This window comes from Streptomyces shaanxiensis (assembly GCF_039537145.1).
Lineage (GTDB): Bacteria > Actinomycetota > Actinomycetes > Streptomycetales > Streptomycetaceae > Streptomyces > Streptomyces shaanxiensis.
Window position 1 is genome coordinate 244,144 of the sequence record NZ_BAAAZY010000008.1, and the last position, 23,596, is coordinate 267,739.

The 23,596-nt window shown below is 71.7% G+C and carries 22 protein-coding genes; 10 read left to right on the top strand and 12 right to left on the bottom strand.

The window, feature by feature from the left end; all coding sequences use genetic code 11:
* The 5 genes from ABD932_RS12750 to ABD932_RS12770 all read left to right on the top strand — a co-directional run.
* Nucleotides 1-1,296 (top strand): GTPase-associated protein 1-related protein (locus tag ABD932_RS12750; protein WP_345011878.1); only part of this gene is annotated, 1,296 nt, incomplete at its 5' end.
* 205 nt (nt 1,297-1,501) lie between these two features.
* Nucleotides 1,502-3,097 (top strand): TRAFAC clade GTPase domain-containing protein, encoded by a 1,596-nt coding sequence (locus ABD932_RS12755; protein ID WP_345011880.1) that lies wholly within the window; start codon nt 1,502-1,504, stop codon nt 3,095-3,097.
* Between the two features lie 198 nt (nt 3,098-3,295).
* Entirely contained in the window at nt 3,296-3,958 is a 663-nt protein-coding gene (locus ABD932_RS12760) for a vWA domain-containing protein (protein ID WP_250087693.1), read from the top strand.
* Nucleotides 3,952-4,842 carry a PP2C family serine/threonine-protein phosphatase gene (locus ABD932_RS12765; protein ID WP_345011882.1) on the top strand — a complete coding sequence of 297 codons (891 nt, stop codon included), beginning with the start codon at nt 3,952-3,954 and terminating at the stop codon, nt 4,840-4,842. The genes ABD932_RS12760 and ABD932_RS12765 overlap by 7 nt, the downstream gene beginning before the upstream one ends.
* Before the next feature lie 3 nt (nt 4,843-4,845).
* Nucleotides 4,846-6,183 (top strand): protein kinase domain-containing protein, encoded by a 1,338-nt coding sequence (locus ABD932_RS12770; RefSeq protein ID WP_345011884.1) that lies wholly within the window; start codon nt 4,846-4,848, stop codon nt 6,181-6,183.
* 42 nt (nt 6,184-6,225) lie between these two features.
* On the opposite strand, the gene ABD932_RS12775 is transcribed toward ABD932_RS12770, so the two are convergent.
* From ABD932_RS12775 to ABD932_RS12790, 4 genes are all read right to left on the bottom strand, one after another.
* Nucleotides 6,226-6,546 carry a hypothetical protein gene (locus ABD932_RS12775; RefSeq protein ID WP_345011886.1) on the bottom strand — a complete coding sequence of 107 codons (321 nt, stop codon included), beginning with the start codon at nt 6,544-6,546 and terminating at the stop codon, nt 6,226-6,228.
* Nucleotides 6,547-6,572: 26 nt separating this feature from the next.
* Nucleotides 6,573-8,042: a hypothetical protein gene (locus ABD932_RS12780; protein ID WP_345011888.1), complete on the bottom strand. Its 1,470-nt coding sequence runs from the start codon at nt 8,040-8,042 to the stop codon at nt 6,573-6,575.
* A gap of 117 nt (nt 8,043-8,159) precedes the next feature.
* Nucleotides 8,160-9,215, bottom strand: coding sequence for a ketopantoate reductase family protein (locus ABD932_RS12785; RefSeq protein ID WP_345011890.1), 1,056 nt, complete (start codon nt 9,213-9,215; stop codon nt 8,160-8,162).
* Nucleotides 9,216-9,259: 44 nt separating this feature from the next.
* A complete protein-coding gene (locus ABD932_RS12790; RefSeq protein ID WP_345011892.1) occupies nt 9,260-9,928 on the bottom strand; it encodes a DUF4097 family beta strand repeat-containing protein in 669 nt (222 codons plus the stop codon).
* Between the two features lie 222 nt (nt 9,929-10,150).
* Between ABD932_RS12790 and ABD932_RS12795 the strand changes: the two genes are divergently transcribed.
* Nucleotides 10,151-10,912, top strand: coding sequence for a GbsR/MarR family transcriptional regulator (locus ABD932_RS12795; RefSeq protein WP_345011894.1), 762 nt, complete (start codon nt 10,151-10,153; stop codon nt 10,910-10,912).
* On the opposite strand, the gene ABD932_RS12800 is transcribed toward ABD932_RS12795, so the two are convergent.
* Together ABD932_RS12800 and ABD932_RS12805 are read right to left on the bottom strand one after the other, a co-directional pair.
* Nucleotides 10,902-11,267 (bottom strand): nuclear transport factor 2 family protein, encoded by a 366-nt coding sequence (locus ABD932_RS12800; RefSeq protein WP_345011896.1) that lies wholly within the window; start codon nt 11,265-11,267, stop codon nt 10,902-10,904. The genes ABD932_RS12795 and ABD932_RS12800 overlap by 11 nt on opposite strands.
* On the bottom strand, nt 11,254-11,805 hold the full coding sequence (locus ABD932_RS12805; RefSeq protein ID WP_345011898.1) for a DUF1697 domain-containing protein: 552 nt from the start codon (nt 11,803-11,805) through the stop codon (nt 11,254-11,256). The genes ABD932_RS12800 and ABD932_RS12805 overlap by 14 nt, the downstream gene beginning before the upstream one ends.
* A 324-nt stretch (nt 11,806-12,129) precedes the next feature.
* Between ABD932_RS12805 and ABD932_RS12810 the strand changes: the two genes are divergently transcribed.
* Nucleotides 12,130-14,397: an MMPL family transporter gene (locus ABD932_RS12810; RefSeq protein ID WP_345011900.1), complete on the top strand. Its 2,268-nt coding sequence runs from the start codon at nt 12,130-12,132 to the stop codon at nt 14,395-14,397.
* A gap of 79 nt (nt 14,398-14,476) precedes the next feature.
* Here the strand turns inward: ABD932_RS12810 and mgt are convergent, their stop codons facing one another.
* The 5 genes from mgt to ABD932_RS12835 all read right to left on the bottom strand — a co-directional run bounded on the left by mgt (nt 14,477) and on the right by ABD932_RS12835 (nt 19,913).
* Nucleotides 14,477-15,700, bottom strand: a complete 1,224-nt coding sequence (gene mgt / locus ABD932_RS12815) for a macrolide-inactivating glycosyltransferase (protein ID WP_425587453.1) — start codon at nt 15,698-15,700, stop codon at nt 14,477-14,479.
* A gap of 71 nt (nt 15,701-15,771) precedes the next feature.
* Nucleotides 15,772-16,551, bottom strand: a complete 780-nt coding sequence (gene erm / locus ABD932_RS12820) for an ErmE/ErmH/ErmO/ErmR family 23S rRNA (adenine(2058)-N(6))-methyltransferase (RefSeq protein WP_345011902.1) — start codon at nt 16,549-16,551, stop codon at nt 15,772-15,774.
* A 313-nt stretch (nt 16,552-16,864) separates the two neighbouring features.
* The gene (locus tag ABD932_RS12825; RefSeq protein WP_345011904.1) at nt 16,865-18,148 is read right to left on the bottom strand and encodes an ABC transporter substrate-binding protein; all 1,284 of its coding nucleotides are present in this window, start codon (nt 18,146-18,148) and stop codon (nt 16,865-16,867) included.
* The gene (locus ABD932_RS12830; protein WP_345011906.1) at nt 18,148-18,981 is read right to left on the bottom strand and encodes a carbohydrate ABC transporter permease; all 834 of its coding nucleotides are present in this window, start codon (nt 18,979-18,981) and stop codon (nt 18,148-18,150) included. The genes ABD932_RS12825 and ABD932_RS12830 overlap by 1 nt, the downstream gene beginning before the upstream one ends.
* On the bottom strand, nt 18,978-19,913 hold the full coding sequence (locus ABD932_RS12835; RefSeq protein ID WP_345011908.1) for a carbohydrate ABC transporter permease: 936 nt from the start codon (nt 19,911-19,913) through the stop codon (nt 18,978-18,980). The genes ABD932_RS12830 and ABD932_RS12835 overlap by 4 nt, the downstream gene beginning before the upstream one ends.
* Before the next feature lie 169 nt (nt 19,914-20,082).
* On the opposite strand from ABD932_RS12835, the gene ABD932_RS12840 reads away from it, so the two are divergent.
* Entirely contained in the window at nt 20,083-20,946 is an 864-nt protein-coding gene (locus ABD932_RS12840; protein ID WP_345011909.1) for a phosphotransferase enzyme family protein, read from the top strand.
* Nucleotides 20,947-21,081: 135 nt separating this feature from the next.
* Here ABD932_RS12840 and ABD932_RS12845 read toward each other — a convergent pair whose 3' ends face one another.
* Nucleotides 21,082-21,975 carry a LysR family transcriptional regulator gene (locus ABD932_RS12845; protein ID WP_345011910.1) on the bottom strand — a complete coding sequence of 298 codons (894 nt, stop codon included), beginning with the start codon at nt 21,973-21,975 and terminating at the stop codon, nt 21,082-21,084.
* A gap of 92 nt (nt 21,976-22,067) precedes the next feature.
* Here ABD932_RS12845 and ABD932_RS12850 point away from each other — a divergent pair, with 92 nt between their 5' ends.
* Together ABD932_RS12850 and ABD932_RS12855 are read left to right on the top strand one after the other, a co-directional pair.
* On the top strand, nt 22,068-23,033 hold the full coding sequence (locus ABD932_RS12850) for a DMT family transporter (RefSeq protein ID WP_345011911.1): 966 nt from the start codon (nt 22,068-22,070) through the stop codon (nt 23,031-23,033).
* On the top strand, nt 22,997-23,500 hold the full coding sequence (locus ABD932_RS12855; protein ID WP_345011913.1) for a YbaK/EbsC family protein: 504 nt from the start codon (nt 22,997-22,999) through the stop codon (nt 23,498-23,500). The genes ABD932_RS12850 and ABD932_RS12855 overlap by 37 nt, the downstream gene beginning before the upstream one ends.
* The last annotated feature ends 96 nt before the right edge of the window (nt 23,501-23,596 follow it).

The following is a 23,596-nucleotide window of genomic DNA, read 5'->3' on the forward strand; positions in this document are numbered from 1 at the left end:
GGCCGCCGAGCCACCGACAGTTCGGGCCGCCGGTCCGCCGACTGCGCGGAGCGTCCGTCGGCCGACGGCACGGATCGTCGCCCGGGCGACGCGTGGTGGAGCCAGGCCCCCACCGACAGCCTCGGCAGGACGCCGGCCGACGGCCCCAACACCGCGGCGGCGGGCGGCCCGCCCGCACAGCCCCCGTACTCCTCCTCCCCCTCCCCCGCCCTGCTCGACGCCGTACACGAGCACCCAGCCCTGCGCATCGCGCTGTTCGGCGCCCTGAACGCGCTGGCCGCGGCCGATCCGCCCGGGGTCGCGCGGAGGCTGGCCGGGTCGGGGCTGCCCGTCGAGTTGCAGACCGGGTTCCCGCATCTGCGGATGTGCGTCATGGCGGGCGAGTCCGCGGGCGGTTCCGGCGGTGACCGGCTCGGGCGGTTCCACGGCGTCCTGCGCACCGCCGGTGTGTCACCGCACGCCGACACGGCGGTCCTGCGCACCGCGCTCGGCCTGGTGTGGTCCGGCGATCTGCCGACGGGGCAGGAGGCGAGCCTGCTGCTCAACCAACTGGGGTCGGACATCCACCGCGCGGCGGGCACCCGGGACATACTGATCGACGCCGCGCTCGCCGCGCCCCCGGACGACCACGACGTCCCGGATCTCGCCGCCGACCTGCTCCGCTGCTTCCCGACGGAGCTGCGGCCAGGGCAGCGCGCGGCCCTGCTCCTGCTGGAGTTCGCCGGTCTGCTCGGCACCGAGGGCGAGGGCGAGGACTGGGTCGGCCGGGCGCTGGCCCTGCGGGACGGTGCGGCCGAGCCCGTTGCGGAGACGGTCGTGGAGCGGGTGTTCCACGCCCTCGCGCGGCGGCTCGTCCTGGGACCGGCGCCCGAGAGCGAGCTGTACACCCTGGCCAGGGCGGCCGAGCCGGGCCTGCTCGCCGCGTACGAGCGGGCGGCGCGTTCGGACCGGGTGGGCGACCGGCTACGGACGGTGCCGTCGTACGTCGCCACCTGCTTCGGCGCCTGGAGTTCTTTCGCCGGGACCCGCCCCGCGTGGGACGAGACACGGACGGCCCTGCTGACGAAGGTGCTGCGGCCGATCGTGCGGGCGCTGCCCGCCGAGGACGTCGCCGCGGTCGAGGAGGCCCTCGGCCGCGCGGGCCGCGGCAGGCTCGACGCGTTCCGCACCTGGAACCGCCCCGGCGCGCTGGGCCGTCTCGCCGGCCGCCTGTCCGGCCGCGGCCGCCGCGGCACGGACCAGCCGCCGGTGTGGCCCGGGGACGTGGAGCCGCCGACCGAGGGGCGTCGCCGATGAACGCCGTCATGACCGGGGGAAGCGCCGCCATATCCGCCGGTGGCAGGCCCGGCACGCCCTCCGGCGGAAATCCCCGCCGGACCATACCGAGCCCGGCGTTACGCACGGGCCTCCCGCCCGAGGCGTTCGCCACGCCCGTCATCACCACGGCCACCCACGTCATCACCACGGCCACCCCCGACTCGCCTCGTCAAGGGGGCCGCCGATGAACACGGTCACGCTGGCCTTTCCCCTCGCCCTCGTGCTCGGCTCCGCCCTGCTCATAGGCGTCGGCCTCTGTGTCTTCCGTCTGCTGTGGGTGTTCCTCGGCGTCGGTGTGCGTGCCGTGTGGCTGGGGCTCGGGCCCTGGCAGACGGGGCGGACCGATCAGCGCGTGCCGGTCGTCGGGAAGGGCGAGCCCGCTCAACTCGGCTACTGGTGGCGGCAGATGTGGGTGGACGCCGTCTCGGCCGCCGGCTACGGGATGCGGGTCGTCTGGACCGTGCTCTCCGACCCTTGGATGGGCCGGTTCGTACGGAACCTCTTCCACGGGCGTCGCCCGTCGGGCATCCGCGGCAGCTCACCCGGCTCCCGCTTCTGGATGGTCGTGTTCGTCGCCCCCGGCGTCGCCCTGGGCGCGCTGCTCGGTGCCGCGCTCGCCACCGTCGTCCTCGGCGTCGTCCATGCCGTGTTCGCCCTGCTGCTCGGCCTGGTGTGGCTGGGCTGCGCGGCTGCCGTGCCGGTGCTGCGGGGTGTGGAGCGCGGGTGGCTGCTGGCGCGGGGGGTGCGCGTCAAGTGCCCGTATCCCGGCTGCTACCAGCCCGTCCCGCTGGCCGTGTACCGCTGCCCGACCTGCCGGGCCGAGCATCGCGGGCTGCGGCCGGGACGGTACGGCGTCCTGTGGCACGCGTGCGGGTGCGGGCACCGGCTGCCGACGACCCGCTTCGGGGGACGCGGGAAGCTGACCGCGCTGTGCCCGCACTGTGACCGGCCGCTGCCGGAGACGGCCGGCAGCACGCGCGTGGTGCACGCGCCGCTGGTCGGCGGGACCTCGTCCGGCAAGACCATGCTGATGGCGGCGATGGTGGAGGGCCTGCACGCGTGGGCGCGGCGCGGCGATCTGACCATCGAGTACGCCTCCGCCGACGACCGCCGTACGGCCGGCGACCTCAACCAGGAGCTGAAGCAGACCGGTTGGGCCCATGCCACGACCGGTGGCCAGCCGCGCGCCCTGATGCTGACCGTGGGACGCGGCCGGCGGCGCAGGCTGCTCTACCTGTACGACCCGATGGGCGAGTCGGTGAGCGACGCCGAACGCGTGCGCGCCCAGCACTACCTGGCGCACACCGACGGTGTGGTCCTGGTCGCCGACGTCCTCGCCGAACCCAAGGTGCGCGGGCAGTTGAGCGCCGACGACGCCCAGCGGGCCAAGGCGGCCCGCCCCTCGCCGCAGGGCCCCTGGGAGACGTACCAGCGGCTGATCGGCGAGCTGACGGCGCTGGCCGGCCGGCGTGGGCGGCTGTCGGTGGCGACGGTCGTCACCAAGCGCGACGTGCTGGACCAGCTGGGCTCGCTGCCCGTGGCCGGCGCGCGCATCGACAGCTGGCTGGAGGAGATCGGCCTGGGCAACCTCGTCCGGGCCCTCGGGCACGACTCCAGGTCGGCGCGTTACTGGGCCGTCAGCGCGCACGCCGCCACCGGCACCGGCCCGCTGGAGCCCGAACAGCGCAGGGCCGCCGAGCCGGTGCTGTGGCTGCTCGCGGCCTCGGGGCTGAAGACCGGGGCGCTGATCGGCCCCGGCGACCAGGGCGAGAGGAGGTAGGCCCGGCATGACCCAGGTGACCCGACCGATCGGGCGTGGACGGCGCATGGCGGCAGGCCTGTTCGTCGCCTCGCTCGTCCTGACGGCAGCCGCCCTGGCCCTGCTCGCGCTGTGGCTGCTGCCGTGATCCCCGACTTTTGACGGACAACCCAACCACCGGAAAGGACAAGCCAAGTGAGCGACATTCCCGGCGGGCCCATGGCCAACCGGCCGGTCCACTTCATCTGGCTGCTCGACTGCTCGTACTCGATGCAGGGCGAGAAGATCGCCAGACTCAACTACGCGATCAGGGAAGCGATTCCCGAGATGCGTTCCGTGGCCCACGACAACCCGGCCGCACAACTGCTGCTGCGCACCATCACCTTCTCCACCACGGCCCAGTGGCACCACCCGACGCCGGTCCCGGTCGACGACTTCACCTGGCAGGACGTCGAGGTGGACGGCATGACCAACCTCGGCGAGGCGCTGTCCCTGGTCTCGCGGGAGCTGCAGAGCCCGCCGATGCCGCAGCGGGCGCTGAAGCCGGTGCTGGCGCTGGTGTCGGACGGGGTGCCCACGGACGACTGGAAGGCGGGCCTCAAGGCGATCGACGCGACGCCGTGGGGCCGTAAGGCGGTGCGGGTCGCCATCGCGATCGGCGCCGACGCGGACCGCTCGGTGCTCCAGGAGTTCCTCGGCAACCCCGAGCTCCAGCCGTTGGACGCCAACAGCCCCAAGCAGCTCGCGGCCGCGATCCGCTGGGCGTCGACGGCGGCCGTGAAGGCGGCCTCTCAGCAGGTGGCGGCCCCGGTGGATTCGGGCGCCGTGAAGCAGCCGTACGCGCCGCCGGTCCTCGACGACGATGACGACGACGTGTGGTGACGCTCGGGGTGCGGCGCTGGGAGACGCTCGGCGACAGCGTCCAGGGGGTCAACAAGCGGCACAACCAGGACTGGTACGCCTGCGAGGGCACCGGCGGCGGTGACGACCCGCTGGTGCTGGCGGTCGCCGACGGGCACGGCTCGGCCAAGTACGCGCGCAGCGGGCTCGGTGCGCGGTTCGCCGTGGACCGGTTCCTGCTCCGGGCGGCCGAGTTCGGGCGGGCCGCCCGGGACTGCCATGAGCCGGGGCGGCTGGCCCGGCTCATGACGTACGCCCGGGACGACTTCCCGCGTGCCCTGGTGCACGACTGGCGGGAGGCGGCCCTCGGTCACTGGGCCCGCAACCGGTCGGTCGCCGACGAGGGAGCGCGGGAGCCGGAGCAGGACGAGAAACTGGTGCTGTACGGCACGACGCTGATCGGCGCGGTGCTCACGCCGTGGCTGTTCGTGGCGTGGCAGATCGGCGACGGGGATCTGGCGGTCGTCGAGCACGACGGGGTGCTGCGCCGGCCGCTGGCGCCCGCCGAGGAGGACCTGGGCGACGAGACGGAGTCGCTGTGCGGTCCGCAGGCCTGGCGTGCGGTGCGGACGCACTGGGCGCCGGTGTTCGACGAGGCGCGGACTCCGCGGCTGGTGGTGCTGTCGACGGACGGGCTGTCGAAGAGCTTCGCCTCGGCCGACGGGTACCGGGAGTTCGTGGCGGGCCTGGACGATCGGCTGGCGGCCGAGGGCAGCGAGGGCGTGCGTTCCGCGCTGCCCGAGTGGCTGCGGCAGGCCTCGCAGTACTCCGGGGACGACACGACTCTGGCGGCAGCGCTGCGCCCGGTCGGCCCGGTGCCCGAGGACGGCGGGGCCATGGAAACGGAACGGAAGACGGAGACGTAGAAGATGAGCGGCATGCTCGACAGCGGGACGCGGCTGACCGCGGAGAACGGCGACGAGGTCGAGATCATCGACATGCTGGGGGCCGGCGGGCAGGGCGAGGTGTACCGGGTGCGGACGCCCGGCGGTGACAAGGCGCTCAAGTGGTACTACCCGACGTGTGCCACGCCCGAGCAGGAGGCGATCGTCAAGGAGCTGGTGAGCCGGGACTTCGACGACGACCGGTTCCTGTGGCCGGAGGCGTACGTCAGCGCGCACCGGGGTTCGTTCGGCTATCTGATGGCGCTGCGCCCGGATCGCTTCAAGGGGCTGCCGGATCTCTTCCGGCGCCAACTGCGCACCACCACACGGGCGTTGCTGACGGCGTGCCTGTACACGGTGGAGGCGTACCAGGCGCTGCACTCGCGCGGTATCGCCTACCGGGACATCTCCTGGGGGAACGTCTTCTTCGACCCGGCCACCGGTGAGGTGCTGGTCTGCGACAACGACAACGCGGTCGTCGAGGGCGACGTCAGCGGTATCTCGGGGACGATGAAGTTCATGGCGCCGGAGCTGGTGCGCGCCGAGCCGGGTGCGCGGCCGGGCACGCAGTCCGATCTGCACTCGCTGGCCGTGCTGCTGTTCATGCTGCTGATGAACCATCATCCGCTCGAAGGTAAGCGGGAGTTGGGGATCCACTGCTTTGACGAGGCGGCGGAGAAGCGGCTGTACGGCAAGAGTCCGCTGTTCGTCTTCGACCCGGCGGACGACTCCAACGCGCCCGACCCGATGGAGCACACGACCGTGCTGGCGACGTGGGACGCGGCGGTGGGGACACTCCAGGAGCTGTTCCGCCGCAGCTTCACGATCGGGCTGCACGACCCGGCGGCCCGGGTGCGGGAGACCGAGTGGCGCAACGCGCTGCGGGCGGTGCTGGACTCGGTGGTCGAGTGCGCGTCCTGCGGGCGGCAGAACATGACGGAGCCGGGGGAGAACCCGCCGTCGCGCGCCTGCTGGGGATGCGGGACGCATCTGGTGCTCCCGCCCCGGCTGACGGTGACCACGCCTCCGCCACGCGCCCAGCACCACATCCGGCTGCGCCGCGCGGCCCGCGTGCACGCCCACCATCTGCTGCCCGAGCCGACGCGGCACGACTTCTCGGACGCCTCCCTCGTCGCGGAACTGGTCGAACACCCCAGCAAACCGGGCCGCTTCGGCATCAAGAACCACTCGAAGGACACCTGGACGGGCACCCGCTCCGACGGCACGGCCCAGCAGATCGGCCCCGGCCAGACGGCCCCCCTGCGCTCGGGCCTGGAGCTGGACCTCGGAAGCGGGGTGCGGGCGGTCGTACGGGCCAAGTGACCTGGTGGTGCGCCCCACATCCTCCTGTGGGGCGCACCCCCCTCACAGACCGAGCACGCGCCCGATCTCCTGGACCAGTGCCAGGCTGCCGCTGCCCGCCGCCACACCGATGCCGATGGTCTCCAGGGCGGAGCGGATGCGGCCGCCGTTGGCGGGCCGGCCGTCCTGTCCGGCGTCGGCCAGCTCCCCCTGGATGATCTGCGCCTGCGGGACGAGCGCCGGGTTGTCGGTGCGCAGTCGCTCGACGAGCTGCTCCGCGAGGCGGACGACCGCGGCCGGGTCAGCGCCGTTGTTGATCTCGATACGTCCGTGGTCGCCGATGTTGGCCGGACCGTTGATGTTGCCGATGTTGTACGTGCCCATGTCCCGTCTCCTGTGATGTGCGCGGTTCAGGGCTTGGCCGGAGGCGCCCCGCCGCCGCCCTGGGGCCCTGAAGGACCGCTCCCCTGTTGCCCGTTGTTGTTGATCTGGCCCTGGTTGCCGAGGTTGCTGTTGCTGACGTTCTCGATGTTGTACGTCTGGTTGCTGATGATCTGCTGCGCCTTGTCGAACGAGCTCGTGTCGACGTTGTGGTCCTGGAGGAACTTCTCGGTCGCGGTCAGCACGCCCTGCTGGAGCCGGAACAGGAAGTCCTGCGAGTCGATGCGCTCGGCGTAGCCCGCCTCGTCCCAGTCGGCGTGCCGCTCGCGCAAGCTGTCGGGGGCGCCGTAGTCGTAGATCACGTGCTGGTCGGTGATGTCGCGGCGCACCTTCTTCAGGAACCGCGCTCCGGCCCGGCGCCGGCGTCCCCGCTCGCGGATGCGGCCGAGGGCGCCGCTGAGCTCGGGCCAGGTGCGTGTGGTGGCGTACGAGACGAGGCTCCACCAGCGGTCGAAGGGGGCCACCGGCAGCCGGTCCACCCGGTGGAAGCGCCCGCTCAGCGGGGGAATCGCATAAGCGGCGACCTCCCAGGTGAGGCTGGGCTGGTTGAGGATCGCCCGCAGGTACAGGGAGACGATGAGCCGCCCGCCCTCTCCGACGCGTTCCAGGCAGAGGTGGGTCCGCATGCCCGCGCCCGGGTTCAGCAGGCCGGCCTGGACGAGCTGCTTGGGGAGCTGGGCGCGCGGCCGGCGCGTGCGGTCGGGCACCAGCTCGCCGAGCATGTAGGCGTTGCTGCCGAGGACGTAGAGCCGGTTCCTGGCCCGCAGTCCGTCCAGGCCGGAGATGCCCTCCATGTGGCGGGCCACGTAGGTGTGGAGGTCGACGGCGTCGAAGGGCTTCATGGGGAGCTTGCCGCCGCTCGGTGCCTCGGCGGGCTTGCTCACGTCGATGGGCTGCCAGACGACTTCCTTGATTTTGCTGCCGCTGCCGACGAACGGGTTGGTGAGGGCGGCCGCGTCGGCGTACGGCAGGACGTTGGCCCGCTTGAGGTCCTGCAGCCAGGCCTCCGCCTCCGGCTCGACGGGCGGGGCGAGCTTCTCGGCCTTGTCGGGGTTGCGGAGCACCTCCTGCGCCCCCGCGCGGGCCTGGGACTGTGTGCGGTGGACCAGCCACCAGCAGGCCGCGAGGATGCCGAGGGGGCCGTACAGCCCGACCTGAGCGACCGAACCGTTGCCGCCGGTGAGCCCCGACAGGCCGACCAGCAGGGCGATCAGCAACGCCAGTCCCAGCCAGGCCAGTTGCCGGTCCAGAGCCTCGCGCCGCCGGACGGCCACGCGCGCGTGCCGGGCGAGGGCCACGTAGTTGACGCCGAGGGTCAACCCGATGGCGCGCAGCCGGTCCCCGGTGAGATCCCGGTCGACCTCGAAGGCGAAGTCGTCATCCACGTGAACCGACGCACACAGCCGCCGGGTCACCCCGTCCTTGCGGTACTGCGGCAACGACGGTAACCCTCTGCCCGCCACGGTGACCTGCCCTTCCTGCTGTTCTCGCGCGCTTCACCATAGGGACAACGCCCGCCATTTGTCCCGGAGTTCGGGCGAGTCACCCGCAGCGGTTCAGCGCGCCGCCCGGACCGCGTCGTCGGCCAGCCGCACCAATTCCCCCACCTGCATCGATCCCGCCGCGCGCCGCTCCCGCGCGAAGGTGTCGGCGAGGTGCTGGAGGAGCTCGTTGAGTGGGGTCGGTACGCCGTGCAGGCGGCCCAGCAGGGCGATCTCGCCGTTGAGGTAGTCGGCCTCGATGGTGCCGGTGCCGCGGACGAGGGACTGCCAGGAGGAGCCGCCGCCGCGCGGGGCGCCGTCGAGGGCGACCTGGGACACCTTGTCGCCCCGTACCGCCCGCTGTTCCTCGGCGCCCGCGTAGGCGATCCCGGCGGCGTCGAGGACGGCCGCGCCCTCGGCCCGTACCCGCCGGAACAGCCCCGCGCCCTCCTCGCTGTCGACGGGGCCGGCCACCGCTTCCAGGGCGTTGCCGAGGTTGGCCAGCAGCTTGGCGTACTGCCAGCGGGCCACGTCCGGCACGACCGGCGCCTCGAAGTGGGACTTCTCCAGGTCGGCGGCGACGAGGCGGGCGGTCTCGTCGGTGCCGTGCGGGTGGCGGCCAGGGCCTGTCCGGCAGGCGGGGATTTGCCAGACAGGCCCTAGGTGCAGGATGCCGGTGAGGGGGTGGCCGGCGGCGGAGACGACGCCGGGTTCGACGTACGTCGACGGCAGCCACACGCAGACGCCGTACACCCGCCGGAAGAGCCGCAGGGCGAGGCGCTGGCTCTCGACGCCGTTCTGCATGCAGAACAGCGGCAGGCGTTCGGCAGCCGTACCGCCGCCGGCGACCGGTACGGATGCCCACGTCTGCAGCGCGGCCGCGCTGTCCTGCGTCTTGACGGCGAGGATCAGCACGTCGTCGGTGCGCAGTTCACCGAGCGCGGCCGGCCCGTCGACGACCGGCAGCCGATGGGTCAGCTCGCCCTCCGGCACCCGCAGCCGCAGCCCGCTCTCCCGCAACGCCTCGAAGTGCGGTCCCCGCGCGACCAGTACGACCTCGTGTCCCGAGCCCGCGAGCCGGCCGCCGACGACCCCGCCGATCGCCCCTGCCCCGATGATGATGTAGCGCATGGGAGGAGCCTCGCACAGCTGTGTGTTCGTTCTGACGGTGCTCGTCAGAGGCTGCGTGCGGTGATGTCGCCGTAGGCGGTGGTCGCGTGGATGTCCAGCCGGGCGGCGGCGCCGTCGGTGTTCACCAGCGCGTTGCGGATCCGGCCGTAGGAGGTGCCGGCGTCCAGGGACGCGGAGACTCCGCGGGCGGCACCGACCGAGATCTCGCCGTGCTCGGTGCGCAGCGTGACCGTGCCGCGCACGGCCTCGGTGATGCGGATGTCGCCCTTCTGGGTGCCGATCTCGCCGGGGCCGCCCAGGCGGCCGACCGAGACATCACCGGCGAGGAGGGTGAGGCGGGCGCTGTCGGTCTCGTCGAGCTTGACCGAGCCGTGCGCGCTCTCGAAGACGACGTCGCCGAGGCGTCCGACGCCCCGGAACTCGGCGGCGGCCGCCTTCGCCTCGACGCGGGAGCCGGCAGGCAGCTGGATGGTCACCTCGACGGCCCCGGAGGGGCCGAGGATCTGGTTCTTCGCCGGGACCTCGATCCGCAGGACACCGTCGCCGTATTCGACCCTGGTCTGCTCCGCCGCCTTCACGTCGCGGCACTTCGAGGCGTCCGCGGGGAGGACCTCGACGGTGGTGTCGGCCCGGTCGGCGGCGATGAACCGGATGCGTCCCGCGGGGATGTCGAGGACGGCGGAGACCGGGGCGGGGGTGTCGAACTTCTGCATCGTGCTCTCCTTCGACTCACTGTTTCTGATGACGGAAAAGCTACGTTGCATTCAAAGATCCTTCAATACATTCATTGCGCGAGATCGGCATCAGTGCAGGTAAAGGCCGAGAAATCGTTGCAATGGATCTGAAACTAACGCAACATCAGCTACCCGTTCATTGCAATGAATTGGGAATGAACGCTATGCTGACGACACCAAGGAGCACGAAGGAGACCGCCGATGCCGGGAGGCAGACTCACCCAGCAGGACCGCCAGCAGATCGCGCTGGGACTGGCCGACGGCCTCGCCTACGCGGAGATCGCCAGACGTCTCGACCGCCCGACCTCGACGGTCACGCGCGAGGTGATGCGCAACGGCGGCCCCACCGCCTACCGGGCCGACGCGGCCCACCGCGCCACCGAACGCCGCGCCCACCGGCGCAGGCAGTCCGCGCCCCGGGGGCCACAGGCGCCCGAACAGGCCTACGGACGCGACGCGGAGGCCGTGCACGAGTACGAGGAGACGTTCACCACCGTCATGACGGCTTCGGGCATGCCCACGATGCCGGCCCGGGTGATGGCCTGCCTCACCCTCACCGACTCGGGCAGCCTGACCGCGTCCGAACTCGTCCAGCGCCTCCAGGTCAGCCCGGCGTCCGTCTCCAAGGCGATCGCGTTCCTGGAGAGCCAGGGCATGGTCCGCCGGGAACAGGGCGAAGGCCGTCGCGAGCGCTACGTCGTCGACGACGACGTCTGGTACCAGTCGATGATGGCCAGCTCCCGCGCCATCGCCCAGCTCGTCGAGACCGCACGGCAGGGCGTCCGCGTCTTCGTCTCCGGGACCCCGGCCGCCACCCGCCTGGAGAACATCGCCCGCTTCCTCGACTTCGTCTCCGAGAGCACCGCACGCGCCGCGGAACAGGCCCGCGAGATCCTCCGCTCGAAACCCGAAGCACCCTCGGACGGCACTGCCCCGTCAGGTTCGGAGCGGATCAGGCAGTGAACGGCGTTCCCTGGTGGAACCACATCCGCCAGCCGTCGTCGGTCCGCCGCCACAGTGAACTGCGGTGGGCGTACTGGCCGTCGTACACCGTGTCGAAGGTGAGGTGGACGACGTCGGGGGCGAGCCGGACGCCCTGGATCTCGGACGTGACGACATAGCGGTCCGCCGTGTCGGTTTCGGCGGGCACGCGGTACACGGTCGACTCCCAGTCCCAGCGCCGGCCCGACGAACCGAACTCGTGGAACTCGGGGTGCAGCAGCGCCCCGAGCAGTTCGGGCGAGCGGCGGACCTCGGGGTCGAGCAGCCTCAACTCGCCCTCGATGGCGGCCTGTACGGCGGAATCAGGTTCGGTCACCTGTCATCTCCACGAGTTTCACGACGGTGTTCCAGTTACGGCTGGTGGCGATCAAACCCTTGTTGAACCGAGGCCGCGACAGCATTTCGGCGAGCTTGGAGCGACCGAGGCCGTTCGGGGCGTACAGGTACAGCGCGCGGTCACCGAGGCGGAACTCCTCCGGGAGGTGGGCGGCCTGGTCGATCTCCGCGAAGCGGTCGGCGTCGACCGGGGCGGAGAAGTAGGTGACATGGAGCTGCTTGGGCTCCAACTCGGCTGCGGGGAAAGGGCAGTTGTCGGCGATCGCCCGGAGGTAGGCGTGGTCGCGCACGATCACGTCCACGGCGAAGCCGAAGTGCTTCTCGATCGCCGACGCGAGCTCCGCGGCCAGGGACTCCTCGTCGCCGTGGTCGGCGGTGAAGACCACCTGACCGCTCTGCAGATAGGTGCGCACGCCGTCGTGGCCGAGGCCGGTCAGCAGGGTGCGCAGGTCGGCCATCGGGACCTTCCTGCTGCCGCCCACGTTGATTCCGCGCAGGAGTGCCGCATACGTCGTCATCCGGCCACCTTAAGGCGGTCCGGCCGACCGAGGGCGGCTGTCATGCCCCGTGGGGGTGGGCACGACAGCCGCCCGGGCCCGTAAGTTACTTACCGGTCAGCACGAGCACAACCGCTTTTGCCCTGACCGTCGTCCCCGACACCACCGGATAGATGTAAGGGACCCCCATCCTCCCCAGTGGGGAGAGCCCGGGGGCCGAGGGGATGAGTTCCGGCCGCCGCACTTCACCGGGCAGCACGACGAGATGCCTTTATCCGGCTCATACCTTCGAAACGAAAGGAGGCGGCAGGGGGCCGCCACCGCAACCAAGGGGGCAAGCCCGTCATGGGGAACGGAGACACACGCGTGCGGGGCATCGCCGCCCGCGCAGGCGGCTGGAGCGCCCGCCATCGATGGGCGGCCGTCGGCATCTGGGTGCTGTTCGTCGTCCTGGCGATGGGGCTCGGTTCGGCGGCGGGCCGGGTCGACGTCAAGGACAGCGACCAGCTGAAGGGCGAGACACACACCGCGGCCAGGATCATCGAGGACGCGGGGATCGAGGAGCCGGCCAGCGAGACCGTCCTGATCCAGGCGAAGGACGGCGGCCTCAAGGCCACGGACGCCGAGTTCAGGTCGGCCGTCACCGCGGTGGTGAAGGCGGTCGAGGGCACCGGCAAGGTCACGGACGTGACGTCGCCTTACGACACACAGACGATCTCGAAGGACGGCCGCAGCGCGCTGGTGCAGTTCGACATGCGCGGCGAGTCGGACACCGCGGGTGAGCGCGTGGAGCCCGTGCTGAAGGCCGTCGAGGACGTCCAGAAGGATCATGAGTCGCTGCGGATCGAGGAGATCGGCGGCGCGAGCATGATGAAGACGTTCGACGACGCGTTCGGGGACGACTTCCAGAAGGCCGAGTACTCCGCGGTGCCGGTGGCCCTCGGCATTCTGCTCATCGCCTTCGGCGCGCTGGTGGCGGCCCTGCTGCCGGTGCTGCTGGCGGTCACCGCGATCATGGCGACGATGGGCCTGATGGGCATCGTCAGCCATGTGATGCCGATGAGCGACACCGCGAACTCCGTGATGCTGCTGGTCGGTCTGGCCGTCGGCGTCGACTACTGCCTGTTCTATCTGCGCCGCGAGCGCGAGGAGCGCGAGGCCGGCCGGGACGCGCAGACCGCCCTCAGGGTCGCCGCCGCCACCAGCGGCCGCGCGATCATCGTCTCCGGTGTCACGGTGTGCGTGGCGATGGCGGGCATGCTGTTCACCGGTCTCGCCGAGTTCGAGGCGATGGGCCTGGCCTCGCTGATGGTCGTGGCGGTCGCCATGGTCGGGTCGGTGACCGTGCTGCCGGCGCTGCTGTCGCTGCTCGGCGAGCGGGTCGAGAAGGGCAAGATCCCGTTCCTGCACCCGCAGAGCAAGCTCCGTCGCAACCGTGGGCGCGGCAACCGCGAGAGCCGGTTCTGGACGGCCGTACTGAAGGGCGTGCTCGCCCGGCCGGTCATCTCGGTCGTCGTCGCGGCCGGTGCGCTGCTCGCCATCGCGGCTCCCGCGCTCGGCATGAAGACCCAGAACCTCACGCTGGACCAGGAGTTCGGCGACTCGCTGCCCATCGTGCAGACGTACAACCGCCTCAACGAGGCCTTCCCCGGCGGTTCCGACCCGGCCGAGGTCGTCGTCAAGGCCGACGACATCAACGCCCCCGAGGTGCAGTCCGCGCTCGCCGACTTCCGTGAGCGGGCGATCAGTTCGGGTGCCTCGCGCGGCCCGGTCGAGATCAAGCTGCACGACGAGAAGAACATCGCCTTCGTGTACGTCCCGCTGGTCGGCGGCTCCGACCTCGACAAGGCGGGCGCGAGCCTGGACAAGCTGCGCGATGACGTACGTCCCGCCACGCTCGGCAAGGTCGACGGTGTCGAGGCACCGATCACCGGCCAGGTCGCCGGTTCGAAGGACTTCAACGACCAGCTGGCCGGAGCGGTCGTCCCGGTCTTCGCGTTCGTCGTGGTCTTCGCCTTCGGCCTGATGCTGCTGTCGTTCCGCTCGCTGACCATCGCGATCACCTCGATCGTGCTGAACCTGCTGTCGGTGGGCGCGGCGTACGGCATCCTCGTCGCCGTCTTCCAGCACGGCTGGGGCGCGTCCCTGGTGGGCGCGGAGGGCGTAGGCGCCATCATCACCTGGCTGCCGCTGTTCCTCTTCGTCATCCTGTTCGGCCTGTCCATGGACTACCACGTGTTCGTGGTCTCGCGGATCCGCGAGGCGCGGCTGCGGGGCCGTACGACGAAGGACGCGATCCAGCACGGCGTGGTCACCACGGCCGGGGTCGTCACCAGCGCCGCGGTCATCATGGTCGCCGTGTTCGCGATCTTCGGCACGCTGTCCATGCAGTCCATGAAGCAGATGGGCGTCGGCCTCGCGGCCGCGGTGCTCATCGACGCGACGATCATCCGGGGCGTGCTGCTCCCGGCGGTGATGGCGCTGCTGGGCGAGCGCAACTGGTACCTGCCGAAGTGGCTGCACCGCCTGCCGGACCTGACGCACGACGAGGCGCCCGAAGCCGTGACGCGCGGGACGGCCCGGGAGGACGAGGGCGAGCGGGTGCCCGTCTGACGCCGTCTGCCCGACCTGCACGGACAGGGCCCGTTGACTCCGGGGGAGTCAACGGGCCCTGTTTCTGTGAGGTGTTCTGTCACCGTTCTCGCGCGGCGGCCAGTTCGGCCTCGATCAGATCCGCCGCCCGCCTGGTGCCGCCCTCCTCGGCCATCTGCGCCTGGATGTCCTTCAGGCGCCGGGCGACCTCGGGGTCGTCGACCAGGGCCAGGGCGGTCTCGCGCAGGACCTCGGCCGTGGCGTCCTCGGTCGCGACGTGGCGGGCGACGCCGAGCCCCTGGAGCATGTCCGCGTTGCCGAACTGGTCCACGGCCTGCGGTACGGCGATCATCGGGGTGGCGGTGGCCAGGCCCTCCTGGCTGCCGCCGGCGCCGGCGTGGGTGACGAACAGGTCGGCCTGCTGCAGGATCGCCAACTGCGGTACCCAGGAGCGCAGTTCGACGTTGGCCGGTACGTCCCCCAGCTCGGCCGGGTCGACATGCCGGCCGATCTGCAGGACCAGGTGCCAGCCCGGCAGGTCGCCGAAGGCGCGCACGCACTCCCGGTAGAAGGCGGGCTGCTTGGTGAAGGACGACCCCAGCGACACGAGGACGACCTTCTCGGCGTCCGCCGGCCGCTGCCAGTCCCCCTCTGCGGCCCGGTCGCCCTGGCAGGCGCCGACGAACGTGTACACCGTCTCGTCGACGCGGTCGGCGTTGGGCTGCAGCGCCCGGGGGATGAGGACGAGCGAGCGGTCGGGGCGGCCGCCGAACGCGTCGGGGTGCAGGGTGATCCCGTTCTCCTCCAGCCAGGCGTGGAAGCGGCGGTAGTACGCCTGGCCGCGCTCGGTCTGCTTGGGCTCGGCCCACATCGGCTCGGCGATCTCCTCCTCGTAGCCCTCCCAGGCGACGAGGTTCGGCGAGAGCGAGATCACGGGCACGTTCCAGCGGTGACCGAGGACACGTGCCGGGTAGGCGGTGATGTCCTGCAGCACGAGGTCCGGTTCGTCGCCGTCGTACGCCTCGATCAGCTGCGGGAGCGCCTGGATCGCGTCGGCCAGGAACGGCTCGACGTTGTCCAGCAGGGTGCTCCCCCAGGCCTCGGGGTCGGCGTCGGGCCCGGGCAGCGTGGAGTTCCAGAGCTTCGGCTCGGCGCCGGTCTCGGCGACCTTCTCGGCGAAGGCCGGCGGGATCGCGTAGGTGACCCGGTGGCCGCGCGCCACGAGCTCGCGGATCACTTCGAGGCTGGGGTTCACGTGGCCGTGGGCGGCGATGGAGAACATGGCGATGTGAGCGGGGCGGGGGGTGTGAGCGGCACTGGTCATGAGGTCGACCCTAAACGAGACGAGACGTCTCGTGCAACGCGGTTTCACGGACACGTCTCCTGCAGCTCGGCTCACGGCACCAGCACCTCGTGCAGCCTCAGCCACGCCTGCGGCGGCACCTCCCCGACGAGGACCCGCGTGTCGAGGCGTGCCACGCGGAACGCCGCGTCGACCCGCCACCTCGGGTGGGCCCGGCGCAGCGACGCGTGCAGCGAGCCGCCGACTCCGGAGAAGCCCAGCTCGACCAGGCGCCGCCAGCTGTCGTACGCGCCGGCGTCGAGCAAGGGGGTGCGGCGCCGCTCGATCCGTACGATCCCGGCGTCCACGCCCGGCACCGGCCGGAAACTGCGCCGCCCGACCCGGCCGACCAGCCGCCACTCGTGGCGGGGCCAGGTCAGCACCGTCAGCCGGCTCCAACTGCCGTAGTCACCCGTGCGTTTGCGGGCGTACTCGAGCTGGGTGAGGAGTGTGGCGTCGGTGAGGGCGGGCGCCCGCAGGCACCAGTCGACGACGGCGGCGGTGCGGGAGAAGGGCACGTTCCCGGCGACGGAGAACGGGGTGCGCGGGGGCCGTGCGGTGAGGAAGTCCTCGCCGACGATGCGGACCTGCGGTGTGCCCGTGAAGCGGGTGCGCAGGACGGGGACGAGCCGTGGGTCGATCTCGTACGCGAGCAGACGCCGGCAGCGTGGAGCGAGCAGCTCGGTCAACGCGCCCTTTCCGGCGCCGACTTCGAGCAGCAGGGGTGCCTCGCGGCCGTACGGTACGGCTAGCCGGGCGAGCTGTCCGGCGGCGGCGCGGTCGGCGAGGAAGTTCTGGGAGAGCGCGCGGGATACGCGGGTGGGGCGGGCCATGGCCTGCGGTCCTTGTCTTCCGTGGAGAGGGAGAAGGGCAGCCGAAGGCCCTGACCGGAAGACAGGAGAAAGGGGGAGGCGGAGAAGTGGGTCCGCCGCGGATCAGCGGGCGTGGCTCCCCGGACCGGTCAGGGCTCCGGGGCCGCGGCGCATCCGTACGGAGTGCGCGTAGCCCCGGCCGAGACCGGTGTTGATGATCGCGTTGTTCGCTGCCACGGACGGCACGTTAGGCGGGGCCAGGGACGCGGACAACCGAATTACGCCCGCGCCGAACGCGAGGCGGTGGAGGCGTACGTGGCATACGTGGCGCACGTCAGCGCTGGTAGCGGGCGAGTACGAGGTTCCCGTCGTCCTCCAGACGTCGACGCAGCTCGGCGAGGCCGATGGCCCCGCTGTAGTACTCCTGGAAGGCAGGCGTGGCGACCTTGTCCTTCCACTCCGGATAGCCCCGTACGGACTGTGCGGGCGCCGAGCGCAGATGCCCGGCGAGGGCGGTGCCGGTGGCCCAGTCGTTCTCGGCGGTGTGCAGGGCCGGGTCCTTGAGCGCCTCGGTGCCGGTCGGCAGCATCCAGTCCCCGAGCGCCAGCCGGACCATGTTCTTCGGCCGGAGCAGGAAGTCGATGAACTCGGCCGCCTCCCGCTTGTACGGGCTGTCCTCGGCGATGGACAGGGTCTGCGGACTGACGCCCTGCGTGAGCCCGTCGGTGCCGGCCGGGGCGGGCAGCACCTGCCAGTCGAAGCCCTTCGGCGCCTGCTGGACGATCTGCTGGCGGTACGACAAGCCGAGCGGGACCATCGCGTAGCGGCCGCCGAAGAAGCCGGGCAGGGTGTCCGAGCCGCCGCTGCCCAGGGTCGTGGGCGAGGCGCTGCGGTCGGTGTTGGCCTGGTCGTGGACGGTGCGCGGCATCACCTCGTCGGCCGCCTCGAAGCGGACGGTCACCTTGCCGTCGGCGTCTCGGTGGAACAGCTGTCCGCCGGCCGACAGCGACAGATTGAGGGTGGCGGAGACGGGCTCCTTGAGCGGCCAGGCGACGCCGTACTTGCCGTCCCCGCTCAGCTCATCGGTGATCTTCCGGAACTCCGCCCAGCTCCAGGGCCGTTCGGGCGTGGGGATGCGCACGCCGGCGTCCTTCAGCCACTTCGCGTTGGCGATGAGCACCCGGGGCTCCTGGAGGAAGGGCACGCCGTAGATCCCGCCGCCGAAGGTCGCCGTGTCCCAACTGCGCTGCGGGATGTCGGACCTGAGCCGCCGCGGCAGCAGGTCGGTCAGGTCGGCGAGGTAGCCGCCGTACGCGAAGTCCGCGAGGTCGTCCGAGGCGTCGTGGATGATGTCCGGCGCCTCACCGCCCTCGAAGGACGTGAGCAGCTGGTCGTGGACGCTGTCCCAACTCCCCTGGACATACTCGACCTTGACGTCCGGATGGCTCGCGTTCCACTCCTTCACCAGTTCCTGGTTGGCCTCGACGGACTCCTCCTGCCAGGCCAGGGACTGGAAGCGCAGGGTGACACGCCCGTCCGATCCGCCACCGTCGTCACCGCTGCATCCGGTGAGCAGCAGAGCCAGGACGACCAGGGGCAACAGCACTCTCGTACGCATCAGCTCTTCACCGCCCCGGTGAGCATGCCGCCCGTGATCCGCCGCTGGATGACCGCGAACACCACCAGCGAGGGCAGCGTCGCGAGGAACGCGGCGGCGGCCAGCGGGCCGAGGTCCGCGACGCCCTCCGCGCCGATGAAGTGGGTGAGGACGACCGGCAGGGTCTGTTTCTCCGGGGTCTTCAGCAGAACGAGCGCGAAGAAGAACTCGTTCCACGCCGTGACGAACGCGAACAGTGCCGTCGCCACGATCCCCGGCGCCAGCAGCGGCGCGGTCACCGACACCAGGGTCCTGAGGCGCCCGGCCCCGTCCACGGCTGCCGCCTCCTCCAGTTCGGGCGGCACCGCACGGACGTATCCCACGAGCATCCACAGCGCGAACGGCAGCGCCCACACCACGTACACCATGATCAGCCCCGGCATCGAGTTGATCAGCCGCAGGTTCTTCAGCACCAGGAACAGCGGGATGATCACCAGCACGAGCGGGAACGCCTGGCTGACGACCACCCAGCCGGTCGCCGCCCGCGCGAGCCGGGTGCGGTGGCGGGCCATGACGTACGCCATCGGGGTCGCGAGCAGTACGGCGATCAGGGCGGCGCCGAGCGCGGCGATGAGCGAGTTGGCGGCGGCGTGCAGCAGGGGCTGTTCGTCGAAGGCCTGGCGGAAGTTGGCGAGGGTGGGGTCCTCGGGGATCCAGGTGGGGTGCAGACTGCCCAGCTCGCGGGGCGGTTTGAAGGCGGTGGAGATCAGCCAGAGGAAGGGGAAGGCGAGGAAGAGGAGGTAGGCGAGCAGGGCGAGGTACTGGCCGGCGCGGCCGGTTCGGCTGGTTCTCACGCCTCGTCACCTCCCCTGAGCCGTCCGGCGAGGAACACGGTGAGGAGTATCGAGATCGCCGCGACCATCACGCATCCCATCGCCGCCGCGTAGCCGAACTGGCCGTAGCGGAAGGCCTCTTCGTAGGCGAACAGCATGGGCAGCCGGGTGCGGCCGCCGGGGCCGCCGCTGGTGAGCACGTAGACCAGGGCGAAGGAGTTGAAGTTCCAGATCAGGTTGAGTGCCGTGATGGAGAGGGCGACCGGTCTGAGGGCGGGCCAGGTGACCGTGCGGAAGCGGCGCCAGGCACCGGCGCCGTCCACGGCCGCCGCCTCGTGGAGTTCGCGTGGGGTGTTCTGCAGGCCGGCGAGCAGGGCGACCGTCGTCGTCGGCATGCCTGCCCAGATGCCTACGACGATGACGGCCGGCAGCGCGGTGCCGAGCCCGCTGAGCCAGTCGCGGCCGTCGCCGAGGCCCAGGTTCCGGATCGTCTCGTTGAGAATGCCGGCGTCGGGGTTGTAGACGAGCCGCCACATCACGCCGACGACGACCTCGGGCATGGCCCACGGGACGATCGCGAGGGCGCGGGCCAGCCAGCGCAGGCGCAGGTCCTGGTTGAGGAGCAGGGCGAGACCGAGCGCCAGCAGGAACTGCGGGACGGTGACGCCGACGGCCCAGACCAGGCCGATCCGGAACGACTCCCAGAACAGCGTGTCCTGCAGCAGATCCCGGAAGTTGAGACCGCCGATCCACTGGGTGGGCGCGGTCCGTCCGGACTGCGCGTCGGTGAAGGCCAGCAGGATGCCGTAGAGCAGCGGACCGACGCTCAGGATCAGGATGGGGATCAGCGCGGGCAGGACGAGGAACCAGGCGCCGTGATCCGCGACGCGCCGCGGGATCCTGCTCCGGGGCGCGCGTCTCACCGCCCTCTGCGCCTCGGTCACCGATGTCACGGAATCAGCCCCTTTGCGCGGCTCGGGTGGGCCCGGTCATGGTCGTGAAGGCGCTATGCCCCGTCAAGACCGCGCGCACGCGGTCCGACCTGTGGGAATGCGAGACTGAGCGCCGATGGCGGGAATCCGACGCCGTTCACGGAGGCGTACGACCACACGGAGGCGGACGATGGACGAGGCACGGGCGCGGGACGTACTGGCCGCGGCGGGCGTGCTGCCCGCTCCGGCGCGGGACGCGCGACTGCTCGCCCTCGGCGAGAACGCGGTGTTCGCCGCCGGTGACCTGGTCGTCAAGGTGGGCCGCGACGCGGAACTCCTCGACCGGGCCCGACGCGAACTGGACATCGCGGGATGGCTGGCCGAGGCGGGCGTACCGGCGGTGCGGGCGGCCGAGCCCAAGGCGCTGCTCGTGGAGGGGCACCCGGTGACCGTGTGGCACCGGCTGCCCGATCCGGTACGGCCCGCCGAGCCACAGGATTTGGCCGAACTGCTACGGGTCGTGCACGCCCTGCCCGCGCCCTCCTTCGAGCTGCCTCCGCGGGAGTTGCTGGGCGGCGTGGAGCGGTGGTTGCGGTTGGCCGGCGAGGCGATCGATCCGGCGGACGCGGCGTATCTGCGTGAGCGACGGGACGGGTTCGCGGCGGCTGCGGCGGGGCTGACCCCGCATGTGACGCCGGGGCCGATTCACGGGGATGCGCTGCCGCGCAATGTGCATGTGGGGGCGGACGGGCCGGTACTGGTGGATCTGGAGACCTTCTCCTTCGATCTGCGGGAGCACGACCTGGTGGTGATGGCGCTCTCGCGCGATCGGTACGGGTTGCCCGCGGCGGCTTACGAGTCGTTCGTCTCGGCCTACGGCTGGGACGTGCGGGAGTGGGAGGGGTGTTCGGTGCTGCGCGGGGCCCGGGAGACCGCGAGTTGTGCGTGGGTGGCGCAGCACGCGCCGGGCAATCCGAAGGCGTTGGTGGAGTTCGGGCGGCGGGTGGGTTCGCTGCGCGAGGGCGATGAGACGGTGCGGTGGTATCCGTTCTGACGCCTTGCTGCCCGGAAGGCTCGCCGTTGCCTGGCGACTGCGGGACCGATGTGGCTGGTCGCGCCCCCGCGGCGGAGCCGCATATCCCCGGCCCCGCGCCCCTTTGGGGCGCTTCTCCTCTCCGGCGATATCGCTCTACTGGATGGTCCGCGCGGCGTGGCGCAGCTCGGTCAGGACCTCGCGGACGGCTGCTCTTGCCGTGCGCTCCGGGCGGTAGAGGGCGTCGATGTGGCGTCGCGCCTGCACCCCGCTGAGCGGTCTCAGTACGAGCGCCGGATGCGGGCGCATCGTCCAGCGCGGCATCAGCGCGATCCCGCCGCCGGCCGCCACGACCTCCGCCACCACCGCGAACTCGTTGATGCGGTGGGCCAGATGGAGGCGGCGGCCCGCCGCTGCGGCGACGGCCTCGATGACCGCCAGGACCGGAAAGCCGTCGTGCACGGTGATCCACGGCTCGTCGGCCACGTCGCGTGGGGTGACGCGGCGCTTGGCGGCCAGGGGGTGGTCGGCGGGCATGGCCACGTCCAGTGGTTCGCGCAGGAGCGTCGTCGTGGCCACCGTGTTCGGCCACGGCGGGGCGTGGTCCAGGCGGTGGGCGAGGACGATGTCGTACTCCCGGGTGAGCCGCGGGAAGTCCTCCTGGGGTACGTCCTCGTCGGCCAGCCTCGGCACCGGCCTGCCCGGGCCGGCCAGTGCTCGCAGGAGGAGCGGGAAGAACGCGGTGGCCGCGCTGTGGAAGGCCGCCACCGACACCTCCCCCTCCGGTCGCTCTACGAACTCCTCCACCGCGTGCCTCGCCCGAGCGAGCGCCGTCTCCACCTCGACGGCCGCGCCCGCCAGCGCCTGCCCGGCGTCGGTGAGCACCAGGCGGCGCCCCTGACGCTCGGTGAGCGGCACCGGGATCGCGCGCTGCAGCAGCCGTAGCTGCTGGGAGATCGCCGACGGTGTCACCAGCAGCGCCTCGGCGACCGCGGTGACACTGCCCAGTTCGCCGAGCTCCCGCAGGATCCGCAGCTGCCGTTCGTCCATGGCCCCAGTCTAGGGACGATGTAGTGCTGCTAAATGATCGTTTTAGAAAGTGGTACTGGGCTTCAGGGTCGCCTCCGGTGCACCGTAAGGGCGTGTCCGAAGTCCGCCGTACCGATGCGGTACTCCTCCTGGTCGCGCTCGTCTGGGGTTCCAGCTATCTGTCCGCCCAGACGGCCACCGCCGCACTCCCCGTCCTGCTCGTGCTGTTCGCCCGCTACGCCCTGTCCGCCGTCGCCTGTCTCGGTGTCGTCGCCGTCCGGCGGCGCGGGTCTCGCCGCTGGACGCGGGACGAGCTGCGGGCGGGGGTGCCCCTGGGGGTGACCCAGGCCGCGGTCCTGGTCGTGGAGACGTACGGCGTCGCCCACACCAGCGCCGCCAACGCCGGACTCATCATCAGCCTGACCATCGTCCTCACCCCGCTCCTCGACCGCGGCGGCCGCCGCGGCACGCTGCCCGCCCCCTTCTTCGCCGCGACCGGCGTGTGCGTGCTGGCCGTGGGACTGCTCATGTCCGGCAACGGCTTCCACGCCCCGCGCCTCGGCGACCTGCTGATGCTCGTCGCCGCGCTGATCCGCGCCGGGCATGTCGTGCTGGTCGGCCGCTGTACCGCGGGACGGGCGATCCGCCCGCTGCAGCTGACGACCGTGCAGACCCTCGTCGGCACGGCCCTGTTCCTGCCCGCCGCCGTCCTCGACCTGCCGACGCTGGTCCACGCGGACCCGGCGACCTGGGCCCAGCTCGTCTATCTCGCCCTGTTCTGCAGCGTGTTCGCCTTCCTCGCCCAGACCTGGGCCGTGCAGCGCACCTCGGCCAGCCGGGCCAGCCTGCTGCTGGGCACCGAGCCGATCTGGGCCGTCGCGGTGGGCGTCGCCCTCGGCGGCGAGCACCTCACCCCGCTCACCGGCCTCGGCGCTGCCCTGATGCTCGCCGGCACGTACTGGGGTCAGTCGGTGGAACGGGCCCACCGGAGCGCACCGGAACGCCGACTCCCCTCGACCCACGCCCTCGACAAGGAATCCGCATGCCCGACAGCACACACGACACCTACGACCACCTGATCTCCCTGCTCGACTCCTCCTCCGTCGACTACCGCCTCATCGACCACGAGCCCGAAGGCAGCACCGAGGCCGTCTGCGCCCTGCGCGGGCACCCGGCCTCGGAGGCCGCGAAGTGCATCGTGCTGCGGGTGAAGGTGGACCGGCGCACGACACGTCACGTCCTCGCGGTCGTCCCCGGGGACCGACGGGTGGACCTGGACGCCGTCCGGACACTGTTCGCCGCGCGCTACGTCGGCTTCAGCGACCCGGAGACCGCCGAGCGGCTGGCCCGCGCCGTCCCCGGCACGGTGCTGCCGTTCAGCTTCGATCCCGACCTGGAACTGGTCGCCGACCCGGACGTCCTGGACCGGCCGAAGTTGTACTTCAACGCCGCCCGGCTCGACCGCTCGCTCCTCATCTCGGGCGCCGACTACGAGCGGTTGGCCAAGCCTCGGGTCGAGCGCATCGCGGGACCCGGGGAGGGGTGAGGGAGGGCGCGGGGAAGGCTCGGGGCGCTGCGGCCACCGGCCCGCGCACCGGCACACGGGCACACCGGCGTGCCGGACTCGACCCGAACCGGGCCC

What these genes read in the sequence shown, in the direction of transcription:
- ABD932_RS12790 (WP_345011892.1), bottom strand. Translation starts at nt 9,928, where the DNA reads ATGCAGAAGTTCGACACCCCCGCCCCGGTCTCCGCCGTCCTCGACATC.
- ABD932_RS12805 (WP_345011898.1), bottom strand. Translation starts at nt 11,805, where the DNA reads ATGACGACGTATGCGGCACTCCTGCGCGGAATCAACGTGGGCGGCAGC.
- ABD932_RS12840 (WP_345011909.1), top strand. Translation starts at nt 20,083, where the DNA reads ATGGACGAGGCACGGGCGCGGGACGTACTGGCCGCGGCGGGCGTGCTG.
- ABD932_RS12760 (WP_250087693.1), top strand. Translation starts at nt 3,296, where the DNA reads ATGGCCAACCGGCCGGTCCACTTCATCTGGCTGCTCGACTGCTCGTAC.
- ABD932_RS12755 (WP_345011880.1), top strand. Translation starts at nt 1,502, where the DNA reads ATGAACACGGTCACGCTGGCCTTTCCCCTCGCCCTCGTGCTCGGCTCC.
- ABD932_RS12785 (WP_345011890.1), bottom strand. Translation starts at nt 9,215, where the DNA reads ATGCGCTACATCATCATCGGGGCAGGGGCGATCGGCGGGGTCGTCGGC.
- mgt (WP_425587453.1), bottom strand. Translation starts at nt 15,700, where the DNA reads ATGACCAGTGCCGCTCACACCCCCCGCCCCGCTCACATCGCCATGTTC.
- ABD932_RS12855 (WP_345011913.1), top strand. Translation starts at nt 22,997, where the DNA reads ATGCCCGACAGCACACACGACACCTACGACCACCTGATCTCCCTGCTC.
- erm (WP_345011902.1), bottom strand. Translation starts at nt 16,551, where the DNA reads ATGGCCCGCCCCACCCGCGTATCCCGCGCGCTCTCCCAGAACTTCCTC.
- ABD932_RS12845 (WP_345011910.1), bottom strand. Translation starts at nt 21,975, where the DNA reads ATGGACGAACGGCAGCTGCGGATCCTGCGGGAGCTCGGCGAACTGGGC.
- ABD932_RS12795 (WP_345011894.1), top strand. Translation starts at nt 10,151, where the DNA reads ATGCCGGGAGGCAGACTCACCCAGCAGGACCGCCAGCAGATCGCGCTG.
- ABD932_RS12810 (WP_345011900.1), top strand. Translation starts at nt 12,130, where the DNA reads ATGGGGAACGGAGACACACGCGTGCGGGGCATCGCCGCCCGCGCAGGC.
- ABD932_RS12770 (WP_345011884.1), top strand. Translation starts at nt 4,846, where the DNA reads ATGAGCGGCATGCTCGACAGCGGGACGCGGCTGACCGCGGAGAACGGC.
- ABD932_RS12825 (WP_345011904.1), bottom strand. Translation starts at nt 18,148, where the DNA reads ATGCGTACGAGAGTGCTGTTGCCCCTGGTCGTCCTGGCTCTGCTGCTC.
- ABD932_RS12775 (WP_345011886.1), bottom strand. Translation starts at nt 6,546, where the DNA reads ATGGGCACGTACAACATCGGCAACATCAACGGTCCGGCCAACATCGGC.